Annotated in this window: 9 protein-coding genes and 2 pseudogenes; 7 read left to right on the top strand and 4 right to left on the bottom strand. The window is 58.2% G+C overall.

Annotated features, from left to right (window positions below):
• Nucleotides 1-435: 435 nt before the first annotated feature.
• From ABIB00_RS36705 to ABIB00_RS36695, 3 genes are all read right to left on the bottom strand, one after another.
• Nucleotides 436-1,536 (bottom strand): alpha/beta hydrolase family protein, encoded by a 1,101-nt coding sequence (locus ABIB00_RS36705; protein WP_354107726.1) that lies wholly within the window; start codon nucleotides 1,534-1,536, stop codon nucleotides 436-438.
• Between the two features lie 460 nt (nucleotides 1,537-1,996).
• Nucleotides 1,997-3,382, bottom strand: a complete 1,386-nt coding sequence (locus tag ABIB00_RS36700; RefSeq protein WP_354107725.1) for an aminotransferase — start codon at nucleotides 3,380-3,382, stop codon at nucleotides 1,997-1,999.
• Between the two features lie 10 nt (nucleotides 3,383-3,392).
• Entirely contained in the window at nucleotides 3,393-4,871 is a 1,479-nt protein-coding gene (locus ABIB00_RS36695) for an NAD-dependent succinate-semialdehyde dehydrogenase (protein WP_354107736.1), read from the bottom strand.
• Between the two features lie 188 nt (nucleotides 4,872-5,059).
• On the opposite strand from ABIB00_RS36695, the gene ABIB00_RS36690 reads away from it, so the two are divergent.
• Nucleotides 5,060-5,536: an Lrp/AsnC family transcriptional regulator gene (locus ABIB00_RS36690; protein ID WP_354107724.1), complete on the top strand. Its 477-nt coding sequence runs from the start codon at nucleotides 5,060-5,062 to the stop codon at nucleotides 5,534-5,536.
• 861 nt (nucleotides 5,537-6,397) lie between these two features.
• Nucleotides 6,398-8,074 (top strand): MFS transporter, encoded by a 1,677-nt coding sequence (locus ABIB00_RS36685; RefSeq protein ID WP_354107723.1) that lies wholly within the window; start codon nucleotides 6,398-6,400, stop codon nucleotides 8,072-8,074.
• Between the two features lie 309 nt (nucleotides 8,075-8,383).
• On the opposite strand, the gene ald is transcribed toward ABIB00_RS36685, so the two are convergent.
• Nucleotides 8,384-9,496, bottom strand: a complete 1,113-nt coding sequence (gene ald, locus ABIB00_RS36680; RefSeq protein WP_354107722.1) for an alanine dehydrogenase — start codon at nucleotides 9,494-9,496, stop codon at nucleotides 8,384-8,386.
• Between the two features lie 481 nt (nucleotides 9,497-9,977).
• Here ald and ABIB00_RS36675 point away from each other — a divergent pair, with 481 nt between their 5' ends.
• The 5 genes and pseudogenes from ABIB00_RS36675 to istB form a co-directional block, all read left to right on the top strand.
• Nucleotides 9,978-10,697 (top strand): helix-turn-helix transcriptional regulator, encoded by a 720-nt coding sequence (locus ABIB00_RS36675; RefSeq protein ID WP_354107721.1) that lies wholly within the window; start codon nucleotides 9,978-9,980, stop codon nucleotides 10,695-10,697.
• A gap of 91 nt (nucleotides 10,698-10,788) precedes the next feature.
• Nucleotides 10,789-11,433 carry an acyl-homoserine-lactone synthase gene (locus ABIB00_RS36670; protein WP_354107720.1) on the top strand — a complete coding sequence of 215 codons (645 nt, stop codon included), beginning with the start codon at nucleotides 10,789-10,791 and terminating at the stop codon, nucleotides 11,431-11,433.
• Between the two features lie 57 nt (nucleotides 11,434-11,490).
• The gene (locus ABIB00_RS36665; RefSeq protein WP_354107719.1) at nucleotides 11,491-12,438 is read left to right on the top strand and encodes a LysR family transcriptional regulator; all 948 of its coding nucleotides are present in this window, start codon (nucleotides 11,491-11,493) and stop codon (nucleotides 12,436-12,438) included.
• Between the two features lie 607 nt (nucleotides 12,439-13,045).
• Nucleotides 13,046-14,536: pseudogene (gene istA, locus ABIB00_RS36660) on the top strand (IS21 family transposase); the annotation flags it as partial.
• Between the two features lie 8 nt (nucleotides 14,537-14,544).
• Nucleotides 14,545-15,267: pseudogene (gene istB / locus ABIB00_RS36655) on the top strand (IS21-like element helper ATPase IstB); the annotation flags it as partial.
• Nucleotides 15,268-15,482: the final 215 nt, after the last annotated feature.

Raw genomic sequence — 15,482 nt, 5'->3', positions numbered from 1 at the left:
GTGACAGATCCGCGAATTCGAGCGAACCTATCTTTTTGTCAAATTGAGCTCAGAGAGCACTTGCCCAAGTCGCCCTCCCGGCGCGCAGTTCGCAGTGACGGAGGTATCGAGTTTCTGTAAGTGGCACAAAGCGGTGCACTTGCGGTGCTCAATACATCTGCTCCTCCCGTTGTCTCCGTGCATATGCCAAACTCCCCTGAGAATAGGCACCTTTTTGTAGGAAAATCTGTGACGAAGCCGCCCAGCGCGCCGAAATACTGCAACTATTGCAGAAAAAGCGCCGTTTTCATGCGAAGTCCTGTGGTCCACCGTGGAGCAACTGGTGAATACAAGTGCAGCGCGGCCGGCGGACTGGATTGTGCATCTTCAATGCGGCCAAGCTCGGTCGAAAAGAATGCCTCCACACAACGCGATAGCCGGATCGCAGGCTGCCAATCAGCGACTGAGAACGTGCGCATTGATATGCGGGCGATCTTTTGGTTGTGATGACGGAGCTGCCCCGTACGCAAGCTTCTGCTTTAACCAATCGAAGATGCAATCGTCGGAAGTCACGAAGTTTTCGATGCAGCCGCCCGAGCTTTTGATCATCCGTGGCATGGCCAGATCCAGGTCAATGCGCTCCTCAATACACTCGGTCTGCAGTTTCATCGCCTCCGAGACGCTGACAACGCCGCGCCCACCGGTCACCACGAGAACTGGGCACCTCAATCGACGCATCAATTGCGTGCGATGTGCCGTACTCCCTCGTTGCTCCGGCGCGTCTCCAAGGCTAGTCATCCAGACGACTGAGGCCTGCACGCGAGCCAAGTTCCAAAGTCCACCATCGCAAACGGCCGCAACAAGACGGTGATCAGAGCCAGCGAAGTCCGTAGCCAAAGCAGCCGACGTTCCTTCTCCATAGACGCCGATCCGAGCGGCGTCGACGTCGGGCCGAGCAGCGAGGTAGTCCAGGCAGGCCGACAACAAAGCTTGCGAAAGGCCACGCGCGGCATTTGAGACGTCGCGATGAGATACGACGAGGAGCGACATGCCCCGATCAATCGCCGCCGGCAGAAGCCTTGCCAGCAACGTGGCCTCTGATTCGTCTTCCATACTGATGCAAATGACTGCAGGTGTCGGCGGACAATGATGACCGGCAGGAACATAGTAGGCTAAGATCTCGGTGTAATCGCAGGCTGCAATCTTTACCCGCTCGATCTTCGCCAGGGTCATCTCAAGGCATTCAATTCCAGCTTCGATCTTGGCTGTCACTTCCCTCCATCGAGGATCGCTGGCATCGAGCAGCCGCCTGGCCACTTCAAAAGCGGTTAGCGCACAAAGTCGCGCCTCAGCCGCCTCGTTTCTGTCGCCTTTGCTTGCTTTCAACTCACCGACAATACATTGTTCATCGCCGATTGTTGTCCACTTGGTAACCGAGCTTTGGCGAGCTATAGATGCCCGATGACCCTCTCCCGTTAGATTGTCTAGGAATAGCGCGGCGCGTCGCCTTACCGACGAGAGATCGCCCCCTTTATGACTGCAAGCAGCATACTCCATGCAATTCGTCCCCTCGTGGCTAGCCCCAGCATTTGCGCGAGGGTCGTCAGCTAGTTCATTCCCATTTTGCGAGGACAGGAGCTGCAGCGACTACATCGGCAGAGAATTCGACTGAGGCTTCTGCTCATCCCATTTTCACAAAATATTACGGGACGACTAAAGTCGAAGTTCCTCAATGTAGCCCTTTGTAAATTCGAAATTCTGCGCCCAATGGCGAGAGCCTGCATGTTTTCGTAAGGCTCTTTCGCCGTGAGACACCGGATAAGTCGAGAGCCTGCCGGAATGCGGTGGCGATCGGGAGCGCTTCGTCTAGACGAGAAACCGTGTGAGTGCCCCCAGTAAAGGCACAACTGATGGCTCGACGTGCATCGCTATATGGACGCTGGGCCGACCTGTCTGTCCAAGAACGAACAGGGCCTCCGGGCGTCACATACCGGCACATTGCCCGGCTGCCGGCGGCTTACTTCGCAAGCTCATCCATCACTTGCTTCGTCGCTTTATAAGCCAGATCAACGATCTCGTCGATTTCGGCTTCGGATACGACGAGAGGAGGAGCAAATCCAAGGATGTCTCCGTGCGGCATAGCGCGCGCGATGAGTCCGCGATCGCGAGCAGCCTTGGAGATCCGTGCTCCCACCTTGAGTTCTGGATCAAATCGGCGCTTGGTCTGACGGTCGGCGACAAACTCGACCGCACCGAGCAAGCCTACGCCTCGAACTTCGCCTACGATCTCCAACTGCGCAAATTTTTCCTTGAGCCTCTTCTGGAAATGTGCACCGACTGTCTTTGCCCGGTCGCTGAGACGCTCCTGCTCGACAATATCAAGGACTGCATTGGCAGCAGCTACCGCAATTGGATGGCCGGAATAGGTGTAACCATGGGAAAAGACTCCCACCCGATCCGCTGCGTCCTCCATCACGGCATAGACCTTCTCGCCAACGATGGCAGCCGAGAGCGGAACGTAGCCAGACGTCAGGCCTTTTGCGACCGTGACCAGATCCGGTTCCATCTCGTAAAGCGTGCTGCCGAAATCAGCTCCGGTTCGACCAAAACCGCAGATGACCTCATCTGCGATCAGAAGAACATCATAGCGCCTAAGCACGGCCTGAATCTCGCGCCAGTAGCCTGCAGGCGGGGGCGTGATCCCGCCCGTCCCTAGCACTGGCTCGGCAATAAACGCACCGACCGTTTCTGGACCCTCCTTAACGATTAGCTGTTCAAGCTCCGCCGCCCGCCGACGAGAAAACAGTTCTTCCGTCTCGCCCGGCTCGGCGCCCCAATAGTGGTGCGGCGCGCCTGTGTGCACGATACCCGGGAATGGAAGATCCATATGGTCGTGGTAAAAGGACATACCGGTCATCGAGCCGGAAATTACCGAGCAGCCGTGATAGCCCCGCTCGCGCGAAATGATCTTTTTCTTTTTAGGCTGACCACGAAGGTTGTTGTAATACCAGACAAGCTTCGCCTGCGTCTCATTCGCATCGGATCCGGACAAACCATAAAACACCTTGCTAGGCTTACCGGGAGCCATCTGCACGAGACGGTGCGACAAAGTCGCGAGTTCCTCGGTCGTGTGCGCCGCATAGGTGTGATAGTAGGCCAATTTGTACGCCTGCCGCGCAATAGCTTCAGCCACTTCGGTCCGGCCGTATCCGATGTTTACGCAGTAGAGCCCCGCGAAGCCATCGATATAACTGTGTCCCTGCGCATCTTCGATGCGGATTCCTTTTCCTCCAGTGATGATCGTCGGATCACCAATCTTGCCGGTGGCGAAATCCTTGAGCTGGGTAAAAGGATGGAGAACAGTCGAGCGATCTTGTTCAGCGATAGTCTTTATATCAACCATTCATTTTCTCCTAAGCTGCCAAGTCGCCGAAGCACACGTACTTCAGTTCCATGTATTCAGATAAGCCGTGCCGAGAGCCTTCGCGTCCGAGTCCTGACTGTTTCCACCCACCGAACGGAATGGGCGGACCTGTAAAGGAGGCGGTATTGATACCGAGCATGCCGCACTCAAGTGCCTCCGAGAGCCGGAGCGCGCGACGCAGGTTATCGGTGTACAGGTAGCCGGCCAGCCCCATTTCGCTCGAGTTGGCTCGAGTAATGACCTCTTCTTCAGAGTCGAAGGGCAATACTGCAGCTACGGGCCCAAATGTCTCTTCATTCGTGATGAGCATGTCGTCGCTCACCTGGCTAAGCAGAGTCGGAAGAACGAAGTTCGGGCCCAGACTTAAATCGCTCCTCGCGCCAAAGACCTGCGCGCCCTTTTCCACCGCGTCAACGATCTGCGCTCTGCACTTCTCGGCCACCGAAAGCTTGGTCATCGGCCCGATATCGGTAGCAGGATTCAAGCCGTGACCGACCGTGAGCTTAGCCATTGCCGCGGTCAACGCTTCAACGAACGTGTCGTGGATCCGCCTTTGTACGTAAATGCGGTTCGCCGCGAGACAGTCCTGGCCCGATGTCGCAAACTTTGCAGCCATCACGCCGTTGACGGCCTTCTCAAGGTCGACGTCATCAAAGATCAGGAACGGAGCATGCCCTCCGAGCTCGAGTGAGACTTTCCTGACGGTCTGGGCTGAACCCTCAAGAAGCAAGCGACCAACTTGAGTAGACCCAGTAAACGAAAGGGCGCGTATTCTGGTGTCGCGCAATAGAGGTGTTGATAGCTCGATGGGCTCACCCACTAGCGTCTGAAACACGCCGGCAGGAAGGCCGGCCTCCTCCGCCAATCTGGCCAGAGCAAGGGCCGACAGTGGCGTCTCCGGCGCAGGCTTCACAATGATTGGACAGCCCGCCGCAAGAGCCGCGCCTGCCTTCCGTGTGATCATCGCGATGGGAAAGTTCCACGGTGTCACGGCCGCCGCGACGCCGATCGGTTGCATCCGCACTTGAAGCAAACTGTCAGCCTTATGGCTCGGAATCGTCTCTCCGTATGCACGCTCCCCTTCCGCGGCGAACCACTCGAGAAAAGAAGCACCGTACTCAATCTCCGAACGTGCCTCCGCCAGCGGCTTGCCCTGCTCGCTTGTCACCAAGGTAGCAAGGTCGTCTGAATGGTCGCGCATCAATGACGCCCAACCTCTGAGAATAGATCCCCGCCTCGCTGGCAATAAGCCTCGCCAAGCCGGAAAAGCTCGTTCAGCCGCCTCTATTGCGAGCATCATGTCCCCGGCACTGCACCGAGCAACGTCCGCAATCTGCTCCCCCGTAGCCGGATCTACCACTACGTCTCGTTGGTTGCCCGCGACCCAGCGACCGTCGATGAGCGCTGCCCCTGCAACGAAGTCGCGGCGACGCACCGATCGAAGGCATCTTGCAGCGATCCCGACCATCTCCGGATGAATGGTTCGGGCAGCTTGAAAGGCCATTTGCAAAGTCCTGCGAGGTCGCTTGTTGAAATCTACCAAGCATTCAGGATACTAATGTTGCCCACCGAATTGCGTCGCATTTTGTCGCGGCTCGTTGTGTTTCCTGCACCGCCGCGGCATTCTGCGGCGAAATCCACCCGGAGCCTCGATAAATGCACTACGACCGAACGGACGCCCGCATCCTTGAGATCGTTCAAAAGAACAATCGTCTGACTTCCGAGGTGATCGGCGAAATGGCCGGCCTGTCTGCAACCGCGTGTCAACGACGGCTGAAGAGACTTCGTTCGGAAGGCATCATCGAAGCTGATGTGTCGATCGTCTCTGCGAAGGCCGTGGGAAGGCCCATACAGATGCTCGTTATGGTGACTCTCGAACGCGAACGCTCTGACATCATCGACAAGTTCAAGAAGGCCATCAAAGGTTCGGTCGAAGTGGTCAACGGATTTTACATCACCGGCGACGCGGACTTTGTCCTCTACGTTACTGCGCGCACCATGGAAGATTACGAGCAGTTCACTCGCCGCTTCTTTTACGAGAACCCGGATATCAAAGGGTTTAAGACAATGGTGGTGATCGACCGTGTCAAGTCGGGCTTTGCGATACCGGTCGAAGTTCCCGACGAGGAATAGCGGGACAAGCTCTGCGATCACTCACCTCTGCGCTTAGTTTGCAGACCAGGCTCCGCACTTCTTGCCTGCTCGCTCTCACCGTTGTTGCTTGGAGTTCGAAGAATGGGCGAAGCAGGTAGCGGCGCGTGGGGTCGAGCCGATCTGCAAGGTCCTAGCAACCGAGCCCGACGAGACTCTGACGACAAGTCGAAGACGGTTGGTGGTCGCATGAGTGGCGCCGGCCGCACAACGATCTATGCGCGTTCCCCGATCTGAGTTTGTGTGTTTTTTCATCGCGCACTGACATATATCGCGCAAAAGCGGCGGTCTATCTGTTTACACTTTGGTGCTGTCGACACCTTCAACGGAAAGTGTCTGCTCGAACAATCGTCCAAGGAGGACCGAGGCAGCGAATATTCGCTCGGAGAGTTGCTTTTTGGCGAGGCGAGGTCCCAAAGGGTCGTCTGCAGGGCGTTGATGAAATTGGCTCCCTCGACTAATTCGATACTGAGGCGTACGTGACCTGCACTAATCTCTGAATTGTCGCCCTTGAGCGAACTAATGTTGAATATTAAAGCGACGAGTTCTATTCAGGTTCATTCGAGCCCTCCCGCCCAATCCAATGAGCGACGCTTCTACATCTATCGAATTAACCGAGCGTGCCGGATCGTCGCTTGTTGCCCGCAGGTCCGAGAGGCGGCATTTCGCACGAGCGCTAGGAATTGGTAGATTGCGGGCACATTTCGACAAACCAGCACCAACGATCTGGAATGTGCTCTGCGTTGACGCGTTCGAACGCGCGTTTGAACATCAGAGCCGGCCATGGCTAGCATATGGTGAGGCATTTCGGTCTGAACGCCTCGGGGTAAGGCTTAAAACGATATGACGGAAACGCCCAGGTCCCAGATCAAGGCGGATGGTATCACTGCGCCATTTCGACATGCCACCTTCCGTCGCATCTGGCTTGCGAGTTTGCTATCCAATCTCGGCGCCTTGATCCGCGGAGTGGGTGCAGCTTGGGCGATGACACAGATGACATCGTCAGCGGACATGGTGGCACTTGTCCAGACCGCGCTGATGCTGCCGGTCATGCTGATCTCGATGCCCGCCGGAGCGATCGCCGACATGTACGACCGGCGCCGGATTATCCTGTTCTCGCTTGGGATCTCGTTGACAGGCGCAACCGCGCTGACGACGCTCGCGTGGCTTGATCTGATCACGCCAAATCTCCTGCTGGCGTTGTGCTTTTTGGTCGGTAGCGGTGTGGCGCTGTTGGACCCGGCTTGGCAGTCGTCCGTAAGCGAGCAGGTGCCCTCTGAAGCGTTACCCGCGGCGGTTGCCTTAAACGGCATCAGCTACAATCTTGCGCGAAGCGTTGGGCCAGCCCTCGGGGGCATTGTCGTCGCAGTTGCTGGCGTAGTTGCTGCGTTTGCTATCAACGCTCTGTTGTATCTGCCATTGATGCTTACGCTATTTCTGTGGAAGCGCGCCCCTGAGCCATCGCGTTTGCCGCCCGAAAGCCTCCATCGTGCTATCGTTTCTGGCGTTCGCTACATCATGAACGCGCCATCGATTAAGATCGTGTTGATACGCGCGATGGTGATGGGCGTATTCGGGGGCGCAGTCATTGCTTTGATGCCGCTGGTCGCCCGCGATCTCCTGCAAGGAGGCGCCGAAACCTACGGCATAATTCTCAGCGCCTTTGGTCTGGGTGCGGTGATTGGCGCGCTCAACATCACCGAGGTCCGCAAGCGCATGACGGGGGAGGCTGCAGTGCGCGCGTGCGCACTATCGATGGGCTGCGCTCTTGTGGCGGTCGCGATCAGTCACCAGCGACTTCTGACTGCGGTCGCGCTGGTGCTGGCTGGGGCGGTATGGATGATGGCGTGGGTACTTTTTAGCATTGGCGTGCAGTTGTCGGCGCCGCGCTGGGTGACTGGGCGAGCGCTCGCGGCCTACCAGGCGGTCAGTTCCGGCGGTATCGCCGTCGGAAGCGGGGCGTGGGGTCACGTAACGGATGTGGCCGGAGTAGATGTAGCCCTGCTCTTGGCGGCCGCCTTGCTGCTTGTCTCGCCGTTGCTCGGGCTCTGGTTGCCCATGCCGCGCGTTAGCGCCCGGGGCGACGAACCTGAGATGCTCGAGGATCCCAAAGTCCGGCTGGCACTCACGAGACGCAGCGGGCCGTTAGTGGTGGAGATCGAATATCGAGTAGCGCAGGAGAACGCACGCTCTTTCCATAGCTTGATGCAGGACATCCAACTGTTCCGTCAGCGAAACGGAGCCTATGGCTGGTCGATCGCCCGAGACATTGCAGATCCTGAACTGTGGACAGAGCGTTATCACTGTCCAACGTGGCTCGACTATTTGCGCCAGCGCAACCGCGCGACCAGTTCGGAGCGGGCGCTGGACGAGCGCGCAAGCGCATTCCACATCGGACCGGAGCCTGTGCGTGTCCGGCGCATGCTGGAGCGTCCGTTCGGATCTGTACGCTGGAAGGAAGACGCGCCTGATCGTGCCGCGGGCCAGGACGTGCAGAGCAAGCACGGTGCGGCGAGCTAGTTCCGAAGGAAAGTGTGCGAGCAAGATACGTCGGCGGCGCTGCAGATTGCATTGCGCCTAATCCCAACCTGCTCCGGAGGATAGGATGAACTCCGGCAACAGCGAGGCGGTTGCTACGAAGCAAAGCGGCGAGCTTAGCGAAAGCGTGCCGCTGAAGAAGCCACCGTTCCTACTCGCTGGAAGCATTCAATGCGCTTCCTGCCTCCGACCAAGTCCCTTATGCACACGGAGGTTCTCAAAAAAGGGGCCACCCCCGAAGGAGTGGCCCGCCAAGTCAGGGAGGAAACGTCCCCTAGGGGACCTCTGGGATCAGGCCGCAGCCTGTTCGATCGGTGAGAATGGCAGACCGAGACTCTCGGCAACGGCCTTGTAAGTCAGCCGCCCCCGATAGACATTCAGGCCTGCGCGGAGATGCGGATCTTCGAGCACCGCCGAAAACCCCTTGTTGGCGAGTGCCAAACCGAATGGCAGTGTCGCGTTGTTCAGCGCCTCGCTCGAGGTGAGCGGAACGGCTCCCGGCATGTTTGCAACGCAGTAGTGAATTACGCCATCCACCTCGTAAGTCGGATCAGCATGCGTTGTCGCGCGTGACGTCTCAAAGCAGCCACCTTGATCAATGGCGACATCAACAATGACTGAGCCCTTGCGCATGGAACTCAACATCTGTCGATTGACCAATTTCGGTGCGCTCGCGCCGGGCACAAGAACAGCGCCGATTACGACGTCTGCCGCAAATACCTCTTCTTCGACACTGTTGATGGTAGAGAATCTCGTGCGAACCCGCCCGTGGAATAGCTCATCCAGTTCGCGAAGCCGAGGTATAGAACGATCCAGAATCGTCACCTCGGCACCCAATCCCGCGGCCATGCGTGCCGCATGCGTACCGACTACGCCCCCGCCGATGACCACAATACGGGCCGGCTGGACACCAGGTACGCCACCAATGAGCAATCCTCGCCCCCCGGCATACCGCTTTAGGGCGGCACCGGCCGCTTCGATCGCCAGCCTGCCTGCGACCTCGCTCATCGGCGCGAGCAGCGGGAGACCGCCCTGCGCATCGGTAACGGTTTCGTAAGCGACTGCTGTGCATCCAGATTTAATCAAGCCGTTGGCCTGTTCGGGATCCGGCGCGAGATGCAGATATGTGAACAGAATCTGGTTTTCTCGCAATTGCGTCCATTCGGTCGGCTGGGGCTCCTTCACCTTAACAATCATCTCACTCGAAGCGAACACCTCACGAGCGGAGTTGGCAATTGTTGCACCGGCTTTGCGATAATTGTCGTCGCTGGCGCCGATGCCGGCACCGGCATCTTTTTCGACCGCCACGCTGTGGCCTGCGGCCACATATTCGCGGACGGCGCTGGGGGTCAGTCCCACGCGATACTCGTGCGTCTTGATTTCTCTGGGAACACCGACCTTCATTTGTGATCTCCTGATTAAGAAGCCATTTCTATCGGATGTGCGATGCACAGTGCGACGCAGACCTCGCAAGTTGAGCCGAAATTCCGCAATTTTCGCTACGACAGCGCAGGATTCCGAACTAATAGGCGCTGCGGATTGAATATGATGGGAATCTGTCAACGCGGCTAGGGATCGCCTGACACAGATCTATATGCGCAATGGCGCGGATAGGCATGCCCGGTCGAATTCTGAGATTGTATTTGATTTGGTCTGGAAGGATATGCTCTCGGGCAATAAGTCTCGAAAGTGTTCCAGACCGTTTTGGCGCTGCAACTCTGCTGCGTGCTGGGCATCAAGAGGACCCAAGCTGCTCTAAGGAGCGCCCATCTTCCTGCTTTTGCCGTATTCGCGGGCGTACTCCTGAGCGGCCATTGAGAACTTCGTTACAATCGGCTCGCGCGGTAGATTCGGGAGGGCCAAATGCCGATCCGGGAGGTCGCCCATGCATCGTACCTTTCAGAGATTCGTCGATCAACTGACCGAAAGCACAGACATACATGCAGCTCAGCAGAGTATGTCCGACATCACTACTGCGCTAAATCTATCTTGCTTTGCGTATATTGCTCTGCCTAAGAAGCAAGGTGCTTGTCCCAACCTCATTTCGAACTATCCATCCTCCTGGACAACTCGTTATTTGCGGCGCAAGTACGAATCCGTTGACCCTGTGATACGTCGAGCCATCCGCCAGGTCGACCCGTTTCGATGGGGCCTCGGACTCAACCCAGGAGATCAGTCGGAGGCTGAGCGCGAGTTCTTCGAGGAAGCTGCCGAGTTTGGCATTCGTTGTGGACTTACATTTCCGATCCACGACAATAGCGCGGTCGCCGCGTTGACCTTTGCGGCCGACGCGCGGCGAACGGATTTCGAGCGCTCGAGCATAAAGCACGCGCAGAACTTACGGCTAATCGCGATGTTCTTCCATGCGCATGCGAGGCGCTTCTGGTCGCCCGATCTCTTCGTCAGTGGGGTCGCGTTGTCTCCTCGCGAGTTCGAGTGCCTTGGGTGGGCTGCGCAAGGCAAATCGTTCAAGGATATCGGGACGATACTTGGCGTCTCCAGGCGAGCGGTCGCGTTTCATTTGGACAATGTCCGAGCAAAGCTTGGCGTCCGCTCAATTTCCCAGGCTGTCGCGCGACTGGCCGCGACTCGATCTCGACGCTGACCGACCTCGATCCGAACACCTGTGCACCTGCACAGGTTGAGTGCACTCCATTTCTCTGCTTTGACGGTTGGACACAGATAAGGTTACAACAATGATGCGGCTCATTAGTCCAGACGACTACGGTGAGTTCGTCGACGATCTCGCCGAAATGCATCGGCTTCGCTATCGGGTCTTTAAGCAGCGGCTGGAATGGGACGTCCAGGTCAGCGGCGATATGGAAGTCGACGAGTTCGACGTCCTCCGGCCCGTGCATTTGCTGTATCATTCGAATGATGGACGAATTCAGGGGTGTGTTAGGCTTCTTCCATCGACCGGTCCTACGATGCTTAGAGACACCTTCCCAGTGCTTTTGGATGGACAACCGGCGCCACGAAGCGGACAGGTGTGGGAAAGTAGCCGCTTTGCTCTCGATGTCGCTTTGGACGCGCCGAAGGCGAGCGGCGGACTTGCCAGCGCTACGTATGAACTCTTTGCAGCTATGATCGAGTTTGGGCTCTCCAATCAACTAACCGAGATCGTCACAGTCACAGATGCCCGCATGGAACGCATTCTCCGGCGCGCAGGATGGCCGCTTCGAGCCGTTGGCAAACCCCGGCCGCTCGGAAACAGCACGGCCATGGCAGGATACCTAGAGGTGACCCCCGCTGCGTTGATCCGGATCCGCAAGGCGGGAAACGTCTCAGGACCGGTGCTCTGGGCGCCCGTCAGCCCGAGCGTCCGCCTAGCCCGAGACTAGGTACGATGCCAGCATTGCTGCGCACTGGAACTGAATCGCGTTTGCTCAAGACTTGCGATGCACAAACCGCGCCGAACAGGACCTTCGCTTCAAGCCAGCAAATCTCTCGAACTGAAACATCTGCGGTCGGCCGTTGCTGCAGCCGATTGCGGCAGCTTCCGCGGAGCCGCGGAACTGTTGAGATCGCAACAGTCGAGCGTTAGCAGAAGAATAGAGGAGATTGAGCACCAATTGGGCATCGCGATCTTCCAGCGCTATAGCGGAGGTGTGCGTCCTACGCAGGCCGGTCGCGACCTGCTGCGGCTCGCAAGGACCATCCTGGAGGAATTCGACGCACTCATTGCCGTCGCAAGATCTGTTCATAACAACGAAACGGGCCGCTTAACGATCGGCTTCTGCACTTCGCTTTCGGCTGGTAATCTGCAAGCCTCGCTGCTGGCGTACAAAGAGCGATTCCCGCAGATCGAACTTGTGACAGTCGAACGCTCACGCACGCGTCTGGCAGCGGCACTTCGAAACGGCGCGCTCGATGTCCTGATCGTGACAGGTAGCCTCCCATTGTTGGACACTGAAGAAATGCTGCTTTGGAGCGAGCGTGTCCTAGTGGCGTTGCCCCATGATCATCCGCTCGCCGGGCGAGAGACTGTATGCTGGTCCGATTTGGGTGGCGAGACAGTGCTCCTCAGTCATTATGACCCAGGGAAGCAGCTTGAAGATCTTCTGATTTCCAAGCTCGTATGCCCAAAGGAGCGCCCCAAGGTCGAGCGCCACGACGTCAGTCGGGGCATGATCAAAAGCCTTATCAGCATGCATACGGGCATAAGCCTGGTGCTCGAGTCCGATATGGGGGCAACTTTCGCCGGTCTAGTCTACCGAGAGTTGCGCGATGGCATGGGACCGAGCCGCTTTTCGTTTTCAGCACAATGGCGGACCGACAACAAAAACTTAGCCCTGCAGCGTTTTCTTAAGCTACTCTCGGAAGCCTATTCCCCGACAGCTGTCTGATGTCGACGCGCCTCTTCGGGCGTTCCGGAGCCTCCGGTATGCTGCCATGAACCGTGCCAACCGCCAACATCGGAGCGATAGGCTTGGCTGGATCGCCAATCCTGGATCGGTCTCCTGCTCGAGAATATCGGCGTAGGCCAAATCAGGGTGGATGCTCGCGAGTAGTTTTGTACGCAGTATCAATCGGTTTATCGTCCTCGATCGCGCGGCGTTTAGTGGGCCACTATCTTCCCCTGTAGGGCTCGAGCACGAGGTCGCGGTTGACAATTGACTCGCACTGGATAGCCGTTCGTAGCCGGACCGGCTGAAGTTGTTCGAGACCTGCTCATGCCTAGCCTGATCAGCCGTGACCGCCATGAACTGCTCCAAAGTCATTCAATCTCGGACATAGACATCGTGCAGCTTCGGTGACACTGACGGCCAGCGGCGGTCGCTGTTTCACTATCGCGGGCGTTCATGAATGGCGGGCGGTGATGTCTTCCTCGTTCAACCCTGTCATTCGGCCTGCAATATTGACCCCCTAAGCCGGGGGATCGGCGTCCAAAATTGACCCCCTACAGGTTGGTCTGTTGCGCTGCCTGCTTCGTAACAAAGCAGGTGGTGGGGGATGCTGATCGTGGAGACGATTGCCCGGATCCGGCGCGAGCACTTCATCAAGGGCAAGACGATCAAGGAGATCGCCCGTGACCTGAAGGTGTCGCGGAACACGGTCCGGAAGGTGCTGAGGTCGGGAGAGACCTCATTCGAGTACGAGCGGCAGGTGCAGCCGCGGCCAAAGCTCGGACAATGGGCAGTCGAACTTGACGGGCTGCTTGCGTCGAACGTGACTAAATCCGCTCGTGAACAGTTGACGCTGATCCGGATCTTCGAAGAGCTGCGCGGCCGCGGCTATGACGGCGGTTACGATGCGGTGCGGCGTTACGCCAGGCGCTGGAGCAAAGAACGCGGGCAATCGACCGCAGCCGCTTATGTTCCGCTGAGCTTTGCCCCAGGCGAAGCCTACCAGTTCGACTGGAGCCACGAGGTGGTCTTGCTGAGCGGCACCACGGTGATGGTGAAGGCCGCCCATGTCCGGCTCTGTCACAGCCGCATGCTGTTCGTGCGAGCCTATCCGCGGGAGACGCAGGAGATGGTGTTCGACGCCCACGACCGGGCGTTCGCCCTGTTCAAAGGCACCTGCACTCGCGGCATCTACGACAACATGAAGACCGCGGTAGAGACGATCTTCGTCGGTAAAGGGCGTCTCTACAATCGCCGCTTCTTGCAGATGTGCAGCCACTATCTGGTCGATCCGGTCGCCTGCACGCCAGCGTCGGGCTGGGAGAAGGGGCAGGTCGAGAACCAGGTCGGGCTGGTCAGGGAACGCTTCTTCACGCCGCGGCTGCGGTTCAAAAACCTCGACGAGTTAAACGCCTGGCTGCTCGACAAATGCATCGCCTACGCCAAGGCTCATCGCCATCCGGAGTTGGTTGATTAGACGATCTGGGACGTGTTCGAAGCCGAACGCCCCAAGCTCGTTCCCTATGCCGGCCGCTTCGACGGCTTCCATGCCGTGACGGCGTCGGTCTCGAAGACCTGCCTGGTGCGCTTCGACAACAACAAGTACTCGGTCGCAGCCAGCGCAGTCGGACGACCGGTCGAGGTTCAAGCCTATGCCGATCGCATCGTGATCCGTCAGGATGGACGCATCGTTGCCGAGCACCCGCGATCCTTTAGTCGCGGCGATACCGTCTACGACCCCTGGCATTATGTGCCGGTGCTCGTCCGCAAACCCGGCGCCCTGCGCAACGGTGCTCCCTTCAAGGACTGGGTGCTGCCGGCCGCGATCGAGCGGATCCGGCGCAAGCTTGCCAGCACCGACGATGGCAATCGGCAGATGGTCGACATCCTCAACGCGGTGCTGACTGACGGTCTCCCCGCGGTGGAAGCGGCCTGTGCCGAAGCGCTCAGTCACAGCGTCCATTCCGCAGATGTCGTTCTCAATATCCTGGCCCGTCAACGTGAACTCGCCCCACCGGCCAACATCATGACGCCGGCCGCACTGACGCTCCGTCATGCACCGATCGCCGATTGTGCCCGCTACGACAACCTCCGGAGGACCATCTGATGGAACGAACCCAAATCTTCGACCTCATGGGCGAACTCAAGCTCTATGGCATGAAGGCGGCCTTCGACGAGATCATGGCGACCGCTGTCAAACGCCAGCACGAACCTCAGCGCATTGTCGGCGACCTGCTCAACGCCGAGATCAATGAGAAGCAAGCCAGGTCGATCAAATACCAGCTCACCATTGCCAAGCTGCCACTTGCCAAGGACATCGCCGACTTCCAGTTCGATGGCACGCCAATCAATCAGACTCTCGTCAATGACCTCGCCGGCGGCGGCTTCATCGCCCAGCAACGCAACGTCGTACTGGTTGGCGGCACCGGCACAGGCAAAACCCACCTGGCCATTGCCATCGCCAGAAGCTGCATCCGCGATGGCGCTAGAGGACGCTTCTACAACGTCGTCGACCTCGTCAACCGGCTCGAGACCGAGACCCGCAACGGACGGCAAGGACGGCTCGCCGAGCATCTGACCCGGATGGACTTCATCGTGCTGGATGAACTCGGCTATTTGCCCTTCGCCCAGTCGGGTGGCCAGCTTCTGTTCCACCTCGTCAGCCGGCTCTATGAGCGCGCCTCCGTCATCGTGACGACAAATCTCGCCTTCGGCGAATGGCCGAGCGTGTTCGGCGACGCCAAGATGACCACCGCGCTGCTCGACCGGTTGACCCATCACTGTGACATCGTCGAGACCGGCAACGACAGCTGGCGGTTCAAAAGCCGAGACGACGATCACGCCACCCGCGCTCGTCTCGCCTCCGCTATCCCGGCCAGCTCCGACGAGACGAGCGCTACCAGCAAACAACGCCGCGCAAAGGGGTCAAAATTGGACGCCGATGAGGGGCGCATTGCCTCACCCAGAATGTTACTGGACAACTTCTCGCCGATGAATGCAGCGGCGCCACCAAATTGGTTCGCTGGCCTCCATGGCGGGAAAGA

It is taken from the genome of Bradyrhizobium sp. LB14.3 (assembly GCF_040547985.1).
In the GTDB taxonomy this organism is placed as follows: domain Bacteria; phylum Pseudomonadota; class Alphaproteobacteria; order Rhizobiales; family Xanthobacteraceae; genus Bradyrhizobium.
The sequence above is the reverse complement of the archived record's forward strand: the minus strand, read 5'-3'. Positions and strand labels throughout refer to the sequence as shown.

Excerpts from the sequence above, each read along its gene's own strand:
- ABIB00_RS36695 (WP_354107736.1), bottom strand. The coding sequence starts at position 4,871 with ATGGTCGGGATCGCTGCAAGATGCCTTCGATCGGTGCGTCGCCGCGAC.
- ABIB00_RS36700 (WP_354107725.1), bottom strand. The coding sequence starts at position 3,382 with ATGGTTGATATAAAGACTATCGCTGAACAAGATCGCTCGACTGTTCTC.
- ald (WP_354107722.1), bottom strand. The coding sequence starts at position 9,496 with ATGAAGGTCGGTGTTCCCAGAGAAATCAAGACGCACGAGTATCGCGTG.
- ABIB00_RS36690 (WP_354107724.1), top strand. The coding sequence starts at position 5,060 with ATGCACTACGACCGAACGGACGCCCGCATCCTTGAGATCGTTCAAAAG.
- ABIB00_RS36670 (WP_354107720.1), top strand. The coding sequence starts at position 10,789 with ATGATGCGGCTCATTAGTCCAGACGACTACGGTGAGTTCGTCGACGAT.
- ABIB00_RS36665 (WP_354107719.1), top strand. The coding sequence starts at position 11,491 with ATGCACAAACCGCGCCGAACAGGACCTTCGCTTCAAGCCAGCAAATCT.
- ABIB00_RS36675 (WP_354107721.1), top strand. The coding sequence starts at position 9,978 with ATGCATCGTACCTTTCAGAGATTCGTCGATCAACTGACCGAAAGCACA.
- ABIB00_RS36685 (WP_354107723.1), top strand. The coding sequence starts at position 6,398 with ATGACGGAAACGCCCAGGTCCCAGATCAAGGCGGATGGTATCACTGCG.
- ABIB00_RS36705 (WP_354107726.1), bottom strand. The coding sequence starts at position 1,536 with ATGGAGTATGCTGCTTGCAGTCATAAAGGGGGCGATCTCTCGTCGGTA.